Annotated in this window: 18 protein-coding genes; 8 read left to right on the top strand and 10 right to left on the bottom strand. The window is 46.6% G+C overall.

Annotation, left to right across the window (positions count from 1 at the left end; genetic code table 11):
- On the top strand, positions 1 to 933 hold the full coding sequence (locus SIC45_RS07005) for an ABC transporter permease (protein WP_319631588.1): 933 nt from the start codon (positions 1 to 3) through the stop codon (positions 931 to 933).
- 99 nt (positions 934 to 1,032) lie between these two features.
- Here the strand turns inward: SIC45_RS07005 and SIC45_RS07000 are convergent, their stop codons facing one another.
- The 4 genes from SIC45_RS07000 to SIC45_RS06985 form a co-directional block, all read right to left on the bottom strand.
- Entirely contained in the window at positions 1,033 to 2,403 is a 1,371-nt protein-coding gene (locus SIC45_RS07000) for a copper amine oxidase (RefSeq protein WP_413645932.1), read from the bottom strand.
- Positions 2,404 to 2,555: 152 nt separating this feature from the next.
- Positions 2,556 to 2,753 (bottom strand): hypothetical protein, encoded by a 198-nt coding sequence (locus tag SIC45_RS06995; RefSeq protein ID WP_319631586.1) that lies wholly within the window; start codon positions 2,751 to 2,753, stop codon positions 2,556 to 2,558.
- 104 nt (positions 2,754 to 2,857) lie between these two features.
- Complete coding sequence (locus SIC45_RS06990; protein ID WP_319631585.1) at positions 2,858 to 3,865, bottom strand: class F sortase; 1,008 nt, start codon at positions 3,863 to 3,865, stop codon at positions 2,858 to 2,860.
- A 30-nt stretch (positions 3,866 to 3,895) separates the two neighbouring features.
- Positions 3,896 to 5,278 carry a copper amine oxidase gene (locus SIC45_RS06985; protein ID WP_319631584.1) on the bottom strand — a complete coding sequence of 461 codons (1,383 nt, stop codon included), beginning with the start codon at positions 5,276 to 5,278 and terminating at the stop codon, positions 3,896 to 3,898.
- 334 nt (positions 5,279 to 5,612) lie between these two features.
- Here SIC45_RS06985 and SIC45_RS06980 point away from each other — a divergent pair, with 334 nt between their 5' ends.
- Positions 5,613 to 6,236 (top strand): CHRD domain-containing protein, encoded by a 624-nt coding sequence (locus SIC45_RS06980; protein ID WP_319631583.1) that lies wholly within the window; start codon positions 5,613 to 5,615, stop codon positions 6,234 to 6,236.
- Positions 6,237 to 6,425: 189 nt separating this feature from the next.
- Here the strand turns inward: SIC45_RS06980 and SIC45_RS06975 are convergent, their stop codons facing one another.
- The 5 genes from SIC45_RS06975 to SIC45_RS06955 form a co-directional block, all read right to left on the bottom strand.
- The gene (locus tag SIC45_RS06975; protein WP_319631582.1) at positions 6,426 to 7,148 is read right to left on the bottom strand and encodes a hypothetical protein; all 723 of its coding nucleotides are present in this window, start codon (positions 7,146 to 7,148) and stop codon (positions 6,426 to 6,428) included.
- Between the two features lie 47 nt (positions 7,149 to 7,195).
- Complete coding sequence (locus SIC45_RS06970) at positions 7,196 to 7,615, bottom strand: hypothetical protein (RefSeq protein ID WP_319631581.1); 420 nt, start codon at positions 7,613 to 7,615, stop codon at positions 7,196 to 7,198.
- Complete coding sequence (locus tag SIC45_RS06965; RefSeq protein ID WP_319631580.1) at positions 7,596 to 7,820, bottom strand: helix-turn-helix transcriptional regulator; 225 nt, start codon at positions 7,818 to 7,820, stop codon at positions 7,596 to 7,598. The genes SIC45_RS06970 and SIC45_RS06965 overlap by 20 nt, the downstream gene beginning before the upstream one ends.
- Before the next feature lie 124 nt (positions 7,821 to 7,944).
- A complete protein-coding gene (locus SIC45_RS06960) occupies positions 7,945 to 8,616 on the bottom strand; it encodes a DUF1129 family protein (protein ID WP_319631579.1) in 672 nt (223 codons plus the stop codon).
- Entirely contained in the window at positions 8,617 to 8,943 is a 327-nt protein-coding gene (locus SIC45_RS06955) for a PadR family transcriptional regulator (RefSeq protein WP_319631578.1), read from the bottom strand. It lies immediately after the preceding gene.
- Between the two features lie 237 nt (positions 8,944 to 9,180).
- Between SIC45_RS06955 and SIC45_RS06950 the strand changes: the two genes are divergently transcribed.
- From SIC45_RS06950 to SIC45_RS06925, 6 genes are all read left to right on the top strand, one after another.
- Entirely contained in the window at positions 9,181 to 9,453 is a 273-nt protein-coding gene (locus SIC45_RS06950) for a hypothetical protein (RefSeq protein WP_319631577.1), read from the top strand.
- On the top strand, positions 9,450 to 9,740 hold the full coding sequence (locus SIC45_RS06945; protein WP_319631576.1) for a hypothetical protein: 291 nt from the start codon (positions 9,450 to 9,452) through the stop codon (positions 9,738 to 9,740). Before SIC45_RS06950 ends, SIC45_RS06945 begins: the two co-directional genes overlap by 4 nt.
- Before the next feature lie 37 nt (positions 9,741 to 9,777).
- Positions 9,778 to 9,954 carry a hypothetical protein gene (locus SIC45_RS06940; protein ID WP_319631575.1) on the top strand — a complete coding sequence of 59 codons (177 nt, stop codon included), beginning with the start codon at positions 9,778 to 9,780 and terminating at the stop codon, positions 9,952 to 9,954.
- Between the two features lie 149 nt (positions 9,955 to 10,103).
- Positions 10,104 to 11,561 (top strand): cardiolipin synthase, encoded by a 1,458-nt coding sequence (gene cls / locus SIC45_RS06935; RefSeq protein WP_319631574.1) that lies wholly within the window; start codon positions 10,104 to 10,106, stop codon positions 11,559 to 11,561.
- 229 nt (positions 11,562 to 11,790) lie between these two features.
- Positions 11,791 to 12,102 (top strand): hypothetical protein, encoded by a 312-nt coding sequence (locus tag SIC45_RS06930; protein WP_319631573.1) that lies wholly within the window; start codon positions 11,791 to 11,793, stop codon positions 12,100 to 12,102.
- A gap of 201 nt (positions 12,103 to 12,303) precedes the next feature.
- Complete coding sequence (locus SIC45_RS06925) at positions 12,304 to 12,891, top strand: hypothetical protein (protein ID WP_319631572.1); 588 nt, start codon at positions 12,304 to 12,306, stop codon at positions 12,889 to 12,891.
- A gap of 27 nt (positions 12,892 to 12,918) precedes the next feature.
- Here the strand turns inward: SIC45_RS06925 and SIC45_RS06920 are convergent, their stop codons facing one another.
- Complete coding sequence (locus tag SIC45_RS06920) at positions 12,919 to 13,392, bottom strand: peptide-methionine (S)-S-oxide reductase (RefSeq protein ID WP_319631571.1); 474 nt, start codon at positions 13,390 to 13,392, stop codon at positions 12,919 to 12,921.
- Between the last annotated feature and the right edge of the window lies 1 nt (position 13,393).

Raw genomic sequence — 13,393 nt, 5'->3', positions numbered from 1 at the left:
ATGCTTACAGCTATCTGGAAAAATGAAAATATGAAATGGATGCATAAAACGAGCACCTGGATCATCGCCGGTCTGGTAACGGCAATGATCATTGGAGCTGCGCTGCTTGGGAAATGGAACGGAGTGGAAGAAGAATCGCAGTGGCGTGCCGAATATGAACAGGCGCTTGCCCAGTATGAGGAAGGCGGAGAGCAGACAGCCGCCTCCTTAACGCCGGAGCTTGCCGCTGAATATGAATACCGGCTGCAGGAAAATATCCCTCCTATTGCTGCCTACGGCCAGTGGAATTATATGGACGAAATGACGTTAATGATTTCGTTTATTACCCTGTTTTCCATTATCGTTACATCAACGCTGGTCGCCGGCGAATTCCAGTCGGGCTCGGTAAAGCTGTTGTTTATCCGGCCGGTCGCGAGATGGAAGCTGCTTTTGGGCAAATACCTTTCCGGGATGACGTTTGCAGCGCTTCTCACTATGTTCACTCTCGCTCTCGTATACATCACAGGGGGCCTGTTGTTTGGCTTTTCTCCGCTCGAAGCCCCTTATCTTTACAGCAGCGAAGACCTGCTGGAACGAAGCATAGCGGTTCATATGCTCAGCATGTTCGGCCTGGGCTTTATCCAAACAGCCGTCATGACGCTTTTTGCCGTGATGATTGCCTCCCTGTTTCGCAGCAATGCCATGGCTATCGGCCTCAGCGTGTTCAGCATGTTTTTCGGAACGACCGCCACCGCTTTGCTGGCGCAGCTCAATGAACCGCTCGCGTCCTACAGCCTGTTTGCCAACAATGACCTCACAGTATTTATCAGCGATAACGTCCGACAGCTCATTGAGGTCGGCCCGTGGTTTTCAATTGCAGTCTTAAGCTGCTACACCCTGTTATTTGCAGTAACAGCTTTTATCAGCTTTACCCAGAGAGATGTAGCAATCTAATACAGGGCCCTGGTCTGGCCACACGAAAAGAGCCGGCGTTTTATGAATAAACGCCGGCTCTTTTTCCAGTATGCCTATTATTTTATTTTCGACACGTTCCTAGGCTTCTCTGCGGCGCTTCATGAGTGCAATACCTGCCATCACAAGCGCCATGCTTCCGGCAGCGATGCCCCATGGACTAACATTCTGTGCTGTGCCGCCCATGCCGGTTTTCGGCATTTCTTCCGGCATCATTTCACTTTCAAACTGCTCCGGATACTGGGCTACGATAGCTCCCGAAACGCCTTCCCCTACACCAAACATATGGCCATAGGCTTCACGGACATCTTCATAGGCCATATCATATTCTTCCATAGTATAGCTGTCAAAGGCGCCAATCAATTGGTTCACATGCATTTGCAGGCCTTCCGCCAGAGCATCGGATTGCAGCTCCCCGCCGGTCGCTTCTTCCATAAATTTGGAGAATTCCATCCGATAGCTATCAAGGTTATCCAATGCTTCCTGCTGGGCTGCTTCATCCTCTGCACCGGTCGCTTCTACATAATCCACGAAATAGCCGATGTGTTCGCTCCACATTTCTTCAAACTGCTGTCCGGCTTCTTCGCCGTACACAGACTCAATTTCTTCTGAAAGCTCCTGCGTATTCTGGTTCAGGATGCCCGCTGCAGCGCCGAAATCCTCCGCGCCTGCACCGCCTTTTTGCATCGCAGTTACCGCAAGGGCCGCATGCTCAGAAAACAGGAAGTTCATATCAGAGCGCAGATCGACAGCCGGCGTATCCGGATTGGTGTTGTTATATTTTTCCGGAAACTGGTCCGCAATCGCGACTGACAGGTTTTCACTTACCCCGTACATATGCTCCATCGCGTCACTGGCCAGCGAATAAGCTTCTTCATAGTCTCCAGCCACGTAGCTGTCAAACGAGCCGATCAGCTGATTGACGTGCATTTCCAGTCCTTCGGAGGCAGCCTCAGCGTCCACGCCGCCGTTTGTCGCATCATCCAGGAACTGGGAAAATTCCTCGCGGTAATCCTTCAGGTTGTCGAGCGCTTCCTGCTTGGCAGCTTCGTCTCCCGCATCGGTCGCGTTAACATAATCAACGAAATAACCGATATGCTCGCTCCACATCTCTTCAAACTGCTGCCCGGCTTCGTCCCCGTAAACCGAAGCAATCGTATTGGAAAGGTCTTTCGTATTGGCCTCCAGAGCGGCAGCAGATTCTTCAAAATCCTCTGCGCCATCTGCGCCTTTCTGCATCGTGGTAACGGCAAGGTAGGCATGCTCAGATAAATAATGATCCAGCTGGGCCCGAAGATCGCCCGCCGGCGTCGATACCGAGGCCATCATTTCTTCGGACATTTCCGTATTACTTTCGCCTTCGTGGCTGTCGGCGGATGCCACTCCCGGTGCTGTCGGGATCACGACAGCTGCAGATAATGGCAGTGCCAGCGCCGTACGTTTCCAGTTGATATTCATATTCATGTGATAATCCTCCTTCATGGTTTGTTACACCCAGATAACGAAATCGATCAGCAATTGGATCATCATTTGTTACAATTTATTGAATTTATTGATTATTATTCTAAATATAAACTTTTGTTATAAACGGAGGCTTTGCAGAGTTAATCCTGCGTAAGACTTGTTTCTCCAAAAACGTATTGAAGCACTCGTTCTTTCATACCTGCAGGAGGCGTACAGCAGGTTTGTTTTTCCTCAGAAGGTAAAAAGCTATCGCTGTTCGTTCCAGAGCCGTCAGCGTATTTTTTGTGTCGCGGCTGTTTATTTACTTTAATCCCCCATTTTCTTTCATTGATAGCCATCGCCTCCCCCTGTGCGTGCCTATACTCATATGATGGAACAACAAAGACGATGCCGTTTGATACGTTCATCGTCCTGTCGTTGATCTATAGTTCTTTCTCTGTCTTTACTCTTCCATGGATACGTCTTCCGAAGGCTTCGATTCCACTCCTTCGGTGTCGACAGCCGTCACATGGTACGTGAAGGCTCCTTCCTCTGTTTCCGTGTAGCTTTTGCGCTCATGTGCATCCACGCTCGCCACCCGGGTGAAATCATCCCCGCCCTCTTCCTGGCGGTATACCCGGTAACCGGCAATGTCCTCATCCCGCACCGCATGCCATTTCACAAGCGATCCCTGGAGAGAGACATTGTCAGGGGACGGCGGCGGATCCGATGCTTCGTCGCCATCGTTCATCAGGGCTTCTTCGCTCTCCTTGGTGAGCTCGGTATAAACGACCAGCCGTTCATCGTGCGTGCCCTGCTCCTGATTAAAGGTGCCGGTGCACGTAATCAGCTGCAGGTGCCGGCCGTCGCTGGCACCAAAAATATTCTCAATCGGTGCATCCTGCCGTGGATAGCTCACCACTTTTGTCACCGTAAAGGTCAGCTCCTGGCCGTCCTCATTCGTGACATTCACATCGTCTCCGGCTTTCATGTCCTCCAGATCGAAAAACACGGCCGGGCCGCTTTTACTGTCCACATGGCCGGCCATCACTGCATTGCCTTGTTCTCCCGGGGTGACGCCCGGTTCAAACCAGCCGACGCCCTCCGCCGAATCCGGTACGCCCATCTGGCCGTTATCCAGTACGCCCACGCCTTCCAGGTCGGCTTCCACATCAATTGATGGAATCGAAAGCGTCGAAGGAGCGGCCAGCTCCATTTCCTCTGCTTCTTCTGTTTTTTCATTCGCTTCGGTATTATCTGTCACCTGAACAAACTCTTCCACCTTCTGCGAGGACGAGCTTTCCCCCGGTTCTTCGTTTTCTTCCGGATCCGACACGCCCTCTCCCTCGGATAATACCGTGGTTTCCGCCGGAGAGGAGAACAGGGCCTGCTGCGCGTATTGAATCCCCAGGCCGATGGCCACAAACATCATCGCAGCAAGTATCAGGAATTTGATTCGTCGTTTGGTCACCGTTCCCCTCTCCTTTCTATTTACGTGGGATTATTTGGCCAGGTTTTTACGGAACATGAATGCTCCTGCAAGAGCCGTCATCGCGACAGACGCGAATACCCAGGCCCATGGACTATTGCCATTCGCCGTACCGCCCATGCCGGTTTGCGGCATTTCTGCCGGCATCATTTCGCCGTCCTCCATCATCATGTCCGTTCCGAACTGCTCCGGCATTTGCGTGGAGATTGCGCCTCCGAGGTTCTTGCCGATGCCAAACATAAAGGCATAGCCTTCCCGGAAGGAATCGTAGGTGGCTTCATAGTCTTCGTTCATATAGTTATCGTACGTGTCTAGTACCTGGCTTTCATGCATCCATACGGCATCCTGCGCAGCTTCCGTCGGAAGGTTTTCCTCCGTCGCTCCGCCTAAGAAGGCACCAAAGTCTTCCGAGAACATTTTTAATTCATCTTCAGCGGCCTGACGAGCTTCATCGTCTTCTTCCAGTGTAGCAGCTACGATATCGCTCTGGGCATCAATATGCTCGCCCTGCCAGATATCCATGAACTGCACGCCGGCTTCCTCGCCGTAGATGGAGGTGATCGCCGCCCGGAAGTCTTCCGTGTTACCGTCCTCGGCCCAGGTGACAAAGTCATAATCGTCCTGCTGGTTCACGCCCTTCTGCATTTCCAGGACGGCCAGGCTGAAATGTTCGCCAGCCAGCATGTTCAGGTTCGAACGAAGATCATCTGCGGCGGTATTGGTCGTGTTCTGGTCAAACTGATCCGGCATGCCTTTTACGACCGCGTCCGAGACCGTTTCGCCGATGTCAAACATGCGGGCGTAACCTTCCCGGTAATCCGTATAGGCCGCCTGGTAATCTTCGGCCACGTAGTTATCAAACGCACTCTGCACATCGCCTTCATGGGCGATCAGGGCTTCCTCGGCTGCTTCCTGCGGCAGTTCCCCACCGGTCGCATCCGAGAGCAGCGTGCTCAACTCATCGGCAAAGGTTTGAATTTCGGCTTCGGCGTCTTCGAGCCCGGCTTCATTGTCGTTTTTGGTGGCTTCCACAATATCCGTGGTGTATTCGTTATGCTCCCGGAACAGATCGCCGAACTGCTGGCCGGCTTCTTCACCGTAAAGCGATGTAATCGCCATCTGCATGTCATCGGCATTCTTGTTCAGGTTCATTTGAACTTCCTCGGCATCCGGCGCATCGTCATACTGCTTCTGCATCGACAGCACGGCTAACACGAAGTGCTCCGATAACAGCTGGTCAAACGACGCCCGGACGTCTCCGGCGGACATGTCCTTCATCTCCTGCATATCGGCCATCGGCATCTGCTCGCTGGAGCCATTGTCTGCTGCCATTGCGGTTGTCGGCACCATCAGGGTAGCCGCTGTTGCACCTAAAATAAATTTTTTACCAATCATGGAAAAACCCTCCTCATTTTGTATTCATACAGGCTAACGAGAAGAAAAACGTTTTGGATCACAATTAATCGATATCTTTTAAATGGTTCTTACAATTCTCTCCACAAGAATTTCAAATTCTCCTTATTAATACTCCCGCGCACTGAACTATTTCAAGTATTGAAAATGCTTATTTACATAATTTTTAAAAAATTCTATCAATTGGTGATCCGTTTTCTTTTAGCGCTCGTAGTCTATATAATTGGGTGCTTAATTTTAGTCTGCATTCATCAAAGGGGGCGCGACTGGTACGTCAGCGATTGTTCCATTCCATTATCAAAAGGGGGAAATGAGAATGAAAAAACGCGTTATTGTACCATTAGCATCCGTATTTGCGGTCACCAGCTTTGCCGGTACCGCTTCAGCCGACCACGAGGGACTTGAATTTATGGTGGACTTAACGCCAGAGGCGGAAACCAAGGACGTCGACAGCGACGCGATGGGAGAAGCACACTTTGAAGTGAGCGAAGACGGCGAGTCCATCATGTATTCGGTCCATGCTGAAGATCTGGATAACGCCGTTGCCGGACACCTGCACAGTGGTGCTGAAGGCGAAGACGGTCCTGTCGAGTTGTTTTTATTCGAAAACGAGGAACCAATGGATTATGACGGGGAGGTTGCTACCGGCACGCTGACCGAGGATGACCTGGTCGGCGACATGACCTGGGAGGAATTCTCCATGGGACTTGTCGCAGGTGATGTTTATGCGAATCTCCACACCGAAGAATACCCGGATGGCGAGATCCGCGGCCAGCTGGATGAACAAGCACAGGAGGCAGCCATGATGCCGGAGGAAATGCCTCAAACCGGTATGGGCGGCACCAGTGACACTGGCGGTATGACCGGACTCTGGGCAGGTATTGCTGCCTTGGCAGTTGGCGGAGCAGCACTATTCATGCGCCGGAGAAGTGAAGCTTAAAAATTCCAGCAGATAAAATATTTCGAAGCCGTTCTCTTTTAAAAGGAGAGAACGGCTTTTTTTACTTTTTGACAGCTAAGGCGTTCATGCTTAGGCTTTTAATTATATCCGTGCTTTCCATCAAAAAACCCCTGCTTTTGAGAAGCAGGGGCTGATTATAGTTTTTTCAATATGCTTTAAGTTATTCGGCTATCGATATGCAGCTATGGTTAAAGCCAGCTCCAGGCGGGCGTAAAAGCGTCGGTCGAAGTCTGGTGTATAAAAACTAAGTAACGCAACAGGCACTGGAACAGTAAATACTAAAATTATAACACCGATAATTAATACTAAAATATAAGCGTACAATATTTCGCCACTTGAGGCATTTTCTGCTCCCGGCAATTTGTATATGAATGAAAAAACAAAAAAAAGCGCACTTGGCAGTAAAAATATTTTTCCCCATTGGGATTTAAACCGTTCAATTAAAGAAGCTTTTTTATGTTCTTCCAAAAGTGTTTGAACATGAGGGAGATAAATATTCGTTAATCTCTTCGTAGGAACACTATTATTCATCACCCATCGCTGAATTTCTTTAATGACAATTTTATCATATAAAAGTGAAAGGCTTTGGTACCCATAATACATTGCGATCACTTTTTTTATCGCAAAGTTTGAACCAATTTTACAGATTGCAATATTCACTAGAAATAAAACAACTAATCCAATCCATCCAAAATCAAAAGGCTCATAATAAAGGACCAATAACATTATCATGAGTATGAAAAAACTCGAAACAGCCTGAATAGCTTTGATGCAGGCATTCAACTTTTTAGTTTTTGGAATTCTTTTAATTGTTTTACGCAGATATTTCGTCCGTTGTTTTCGCGAGATTTTATTCTCCAATGCCTTAAACGAAAGAAATTCTCTCATCACCGCTTCCCTCACCTTTCAAGTTCTTCGTGTACTTTTTCGCTAAAGTTTTAGTCCTCCTGCTGCCGCTTCCTTAGTGAATAAATATACCAAAGAGGCAGGCCCCCGCATACAAAAATCACGACTCCAAGGAGCACCCCACTAATGGTGGTAGAGCCATTTTGGAGGGACGTAAATACAGCTATTAGAATGGAGAAAAAGATCAAAACGCCCAGTGCTCCGTTACGCCGCGTTTTTGGTGAGGCTTTGACTCGCTCATGATCCACGCTGATTCCCAAATGCAAAAAAGCCATTACCGCAATTGTTACGGTAAACACAAGCCATAAAGGGTTTTCCATCATTTGATTCATACCAGATATAACCAGTTCATACCCCAAAATGCTCAGTATACCAAGGGTTTGAACGATAAAAGCAATACGAATGTGCTGAAGGTTTTTCCACTGAAGTCGTTCATCTGTAATTTTTTTCATCAGTACGTCGCTCCTTTTCGATCCAAAATAAATCATCAAGGGTCCGGTCCAGGGCATAGCATATTTCCAGACATAAATGTAAAGAGGGGTTGTATGTTCCTTTTTCGATGAGGATAACCGTTTGGCGCGTTATCCCTGTAGCATCAGACAGCTGTTGCTGCGTCCACCCCGCCTGCCTGCGTACAGTTTTGACCTGATTCTCCATATTGCCGCCTCCTACCGCTAAATTGTAACATATATATTACATTTTTGAAGTTATTTTCCTAAAATTTTACTTTATTCAAAAGAAAAGAAGGGCCCCCTCTTGCTTCAAGGTTGACCCTTCTTCCTTAATTTTTCCTCCGCAATATTTCAGCCACCAGTAGAAACACTGCTCCAGCTATCCCCAGCCAATATACCGGAACGGTTAACGTCGGTCCCAGCGGAGGCAGCCAGTAATACATTGCAAAAAATACTGTTCCCGGAACGATACCGAATAGAAAACCTGTTACCAGGAATTCCTTTATTTTCGAAATATCCCGGAAACAAGACCACTTAATATAACGAAATACACTGTATCCCACGACCGATATTGTGATGCTCCCAAGGATAATAATTATTGCAGTCGTGCCCAGGCTGTACGATTTCGTTGGCTCCAACTGCTGAAAACCATACGAAAGAATTGTTTGTATCAATCCAGTAGACAGCATATATACACTTAAAAAATAACAAATACCCATTACAAACAATGCCATCATTTTTCTGGGCACTGTCTGAGGCAGCTCGCCGACAATATCCTTCGCATACTGCCTGGGGTCGGATCCAAAAAGCTCCGAACTGTTTCTCCCCTCTGCCTGCAAAACGAGAAGATGATCCAACAGCTCCATCAGCACCTCTTCGGTTTCCTGGTCACTTTTATTAAATGAAAGGCGGATATACACCATCATATCTTCGTATATCTTCTTGTTTTCTTTATTTAATTGATTTCGCTTTTCGTTGTTTTCCTCCACCAACGTACTCACCTACGATTCCTCCTCGTCCAGTAATTGATCAACGGGCTGCTTCAGAGCCTTCCAGTTCTCACGAAACGCCTCGAGTGAAGCTTCTCCCGCCGGGGTCAATGTATAGTATTTCCGGTTCGGTCCGCTGCCTGAAGCCTTCATTTCCCCGTGAATCAGCTTTTCCTTCTGCAGCCGCAAAAGCAGCGGATAAATGGACCCTTCCTTAACGTCGATTCCCTGCTGCTGCAGCTTGACCGCCAGCTCGTAGCCATAGACGGTCTCCCGGGAAATAACAGCTAAAATACACCCTTCCAAAATGCCCTTCAACAGCTGGCTTCGCTCATTCATTTGGTCACCTGCCTTGCAATACATGCTAGTTATTTGATTAAAAACCCGCCGTGCATATTACCGCCAGAACGGGTTAAACTAAGTATTTCTCCGCTATCTTGTATAACAATATAGTTTTACCTTAATACACCTTCAGTCAAAAAACAATAATAATTTTAATCATTAAAAGCCTTGTATTCTTGATTCTTATGTTTAAAAATGGAAATAATTACTAACGTCGGATTCAGGAGGGAAGCTATGCGTACTGCTGTTCATATACTGTATTTTGTTCTGCTCTTTTTCGTATGCGGATTAATTGGGTTTGGTTTATTTGGAACGGGCTTTACAGCTGACCTTCACCCTTCGACGTTTCTCTTCTTCTTTTCCTTCAGCGTCATATGGACGCTCAGCTATGCAGGGCATCTACACCTCGGACGCTGGGAGCCGCGTCTGGCCTTATGGGTATGCACAGTCCTTGTGATAAGCCTGCTGTTCGCTTCGGGGTCAAAAATATTGGAGGTTATTCAATGAAAAAATGGAATCTTGCCGTGCTGCTGATATCCGGCATGTTTTTGGTGTACGGCCTGGGGTTGGTATCCCTGTTCACTCTCGGCCTTTTCAGCAGCACCAATCAATTTGTTATTACCATTGGCATGGCGGCCATTCCTCTGATCCCATTTTCCGTTTGGCTGTACCTGCTGTACCGATTTCATACCAAAAAAGATCATCAGAACTTTTACATTGGCATTGGATGTCTTGCGCTTCTGATATTCGCTTTAATATACGATGTGCAGATGCTCCAGCGCTATATTGCCTGACAAGATTTGAATATTCGCCAATAAGGAGGAATTAGACATGAATTCCGCCTGGAAAATAGGGATATTCTCAGGCGTTTTAACGATTATTGTTTTATTTTTTCTGGACGTTCTGCATCCCGATCTGCCGGCGTTACTCCAGGTATCCAGCAATGTGGTTGTCTCCTTTCTTGCGATGGCAACCGCTTATGCCGTCTTTAGTCAAATAGATACTTAATATTTTTGAAAGCTGCTTTTCATCTAATTCAATTTTTAATTGTAATACTGAGTATTTCTTTTTAATTAATGCTATTATTTGATAAACGAACGCTCAAAAAACGGCACGAACTCTCTGGCATAGATATAAAAACAGAAGGAGGAAAATAGATGGAAAACACTATTGTATCTGTTTTTTTCGCTGTATTACTGGTTTTTAATATCTTTTCGGCATTCGTAATTGTTTTTCTTGAAAAACGGAACCCGACCACAGCCTGGGCCTGGCTAATGCTATTGTTTTTTCTTCCTATTATAGGCTTCGTGCTTTATTTAATCTTTGGGCAAAACTTAACCCGCAAGCGTCTATTTGACACGAGTGAAATGAAAAGCATCGGTATTGAAGATTTAATCCAGGAACAGCTGCATGCCGTAAAAAACGGGAGCTTTTCTTTTTCAGATGGAATCGCAGCCAAGCACCGGGATTTAATTTATATGCACTTAAAAAATAACGGGGCCCTCCTTACACAGTTAAATGACGTGCAAATATTCACAGACGGCCGAAAAAAGTTCGACTCCCTGCTTCGTGACATTGCCAGTGCCAGGGACCATGTGCATCTGCAATATTATATTCTGCGAAATGATGAGCTTGGAGCACAAATTATTGAAGCCCTCCGGAAAAAAGCTGAGGAGGGCGTCCTGGTTCGTGTGCTATATGACGATATGGGCTCAAGAACCCTGAGTAAAAGTGATCTTAGCGGCATCGTGGAAGCAGGCGGTGAAACAGCAGCTTTTTTCCCCAAGCGTCTGCCTTTGATTAATTTGCGCCTGAATTACCGTAACCACCGCAAGCTGGTTATTATCGATGGGCACCTTGGCTATATTGGCGGCTTTAATATTGGTGATGAGTATGTCGGTTTAAACAAGGCATTTGGTTATTGGCGTGATACACATCTAAGGATCGAAGGCCAGACAGTAAAAGCTATGCAGACCCGATTTTTTCTAGACTGGAATCAGGCAAACTCCCACCATCCTATTCATTACGCGTTGCACTATTTCCCCGCTTCTCCGAATTTTGGAACGAGCAGCATGCAAATCGTATCAAGCGGACCAGATTCGGAATGGGAACAAATTAAAAATGGCTATATTAAAATGATTAATACAGCCAAACATTCCGTAACAATTCAAACGCCGTATTTCATTCCGGATGAAAGTTTGATGGATGCCATTCGGATTGCCTCTTTATCCGGCGTCGATGTCCGAATTATGATTCCCGACAAGCCGGACCACCCTTTTGTTTATTGGGCAACATACTCGCATATCGGCATGATTCTGCGGGCAGGAGCTAGGGTTTATATTTATAATAATGGCTTTATCCATGCTAAAACAATCACAGTCGACGGTGAAATAAGCTCGGTCGGGACCGCCAACATTGATGTGCGCAGCTTCCGCTTAAATTTTGAAATCAATGCTTTTATCTATCACGCCGAAACCACCAGGGACCTGACCAACGCTTTTCTTTATGACATGGAGACTCATGCGTCCGAAGTCACGCTCGCGGAATACGAGAAACGGTCCCTGTGGATCCGCAGCAAGGAGGCTGTTTCGCATCTCTTATCACCCATTTTATAACTCACTAAATTTGACTCATTTTTCAACATCTCTCACGTTGCAATATCAAAAAATTCCATTCCATTCATGACATATATGCTATCATAAGGGTACAGATAACTTCGTAGAATCATACGTACCAAAGGTACTGCAAAACGTGCAATTACTAAAAAATACGCCACGTGCTGAAGATTGCTTTGTCGTGGAGTGATGAAGAACTTCTCCAGCTTAACGAAAGGAGTTGATTTCGGTGACCGGCTCGCAAATCTCTTCTATTCTTTCCTATATAAGCGTATTTTTTGCCCCGGTTTTCGTGCCATTAATCGTTTTAATTGCAGGTAACGATTATTCCCGTCCACATGCTTTAAGAGCACTGCTTTCCCATCTGCTTCCGACAATTATGATTCTCGCAGCAGGCTTCTGGGCATATCTAACCAATGGTGCTTATATGTATTCCAATTCTTTCTGGCTGTTCTTTTCCCTCGTGGCTATCGTACAAATTGCTATCATGATTTTAAATGTTCTATGGGCCCTAAGGGTTGCAAGCGACCACCAGGAATGAAGACCCTCACCAGTAAAAAACATCATCCTGACAGAAAAAGACGCGGAGGTATAGTTTATACCTCCGCGTCTTTGTTTAGTTTTACTCCATTAAATTTGTCATGATTTATTGCATTCATGAGATGCAGGGTTTCCAGCTTAATGAATGTATATTATTATATATAATGTAATTAAATTACAAAAAACCGCAGGAGGAACCCGTATGTTTACATCCATCCTTCAGCTTCCTTTCCAGCCCCGGAAGCAATTCGCTGTTTTAACAAACCATTACCCGCTTCCCACAGTGGCAGCCATTATTCTGGGACTCAGTCTTTTACATACGTTTATTACAAATTATATTTCCCTTGGTACTAATCAATCTTCAATTCTTTCCAATAATCTCTGGCTTTTAGTGCTGGCGACCCTATTTGGCGGGATTTCTCTTTTTATATTACCCTTGATTTTGAAAGGGGCGGGCAGCATTCATGATCGTCCCCTTTCCTATCAAAAAGCTTTTTGGGTCAATATTTTAACTATTACCCCTTCCCTCTTCTTACTGCCAATCACGCTTATTGGATTGGTCTTATTTTTTGCCCAGGGGAGTACTCCGTCATTATTCACGTTTGTTTACAGAGTGCTCGAATGGATTTCTTTTATATGGATGTTTGTCGTTGCTGTCGGCACAATCCAAGTTGCGGCAAATACAAGCAGGCCAAAAGCCTTAACGATCGCTTTCACGTTCCTGTGCTTCACCATAATAGCTGCTGTCGTCGCAGTTTTGTTGCTGGCGGGCTTTTACGCTGCGTTCTAGCTTCCCCCCGCCAGCCCGGGGGATACATCACCCACTATATTTACGCAATAACCCTTCCGGAATGTGACAGTAATCGCCGGGGCGCTTATCCAGTCGGTCCTGGTGCTCCTCGGCGCTTTTGATATAGTTTGTCAGAGGCAGCACCTCTACCATGATACGGTCGTAATCTGCTCTCTCCCTAAGAAACGCCTCCGCTTCTGTTAAATGCTCCTGCTTTTCGCTGTACACGCCGGTTCTATATTTTTCCCCTGTGTCCTCCCCCTGCTGATTCAAGCTGTACGGATCGATGATTTCAAATAAATATTCCATCAGCTCTCTGATTGATATCACTGCAGGGTCAAATCCCGTTTTCACGCATTCGGCGTAGCCATCATAGTCATCTTCCAGCGTATAACTGCTTCCATTTGCTCTGCCCGCCTCTGTCAATTCCACACCAGGCAGCGTTTTAATAAACGCCTGCACGCCCCACAAGCAGCCGCCGGCAAGATATATTACTTCCATA

This window comes from Marinococcus sp. PL1-022, from assembly GCF_033845285.1.
Classification (GTDB): Bacteria; Bacillota; Bacilli; order Bacillales; family Marinococcaceae; genus Marinococcus.
Note: the sequence above shows the minus strand (reverse complement) of the source record. Positions and strands in the feature narration are given on the sequence as shown.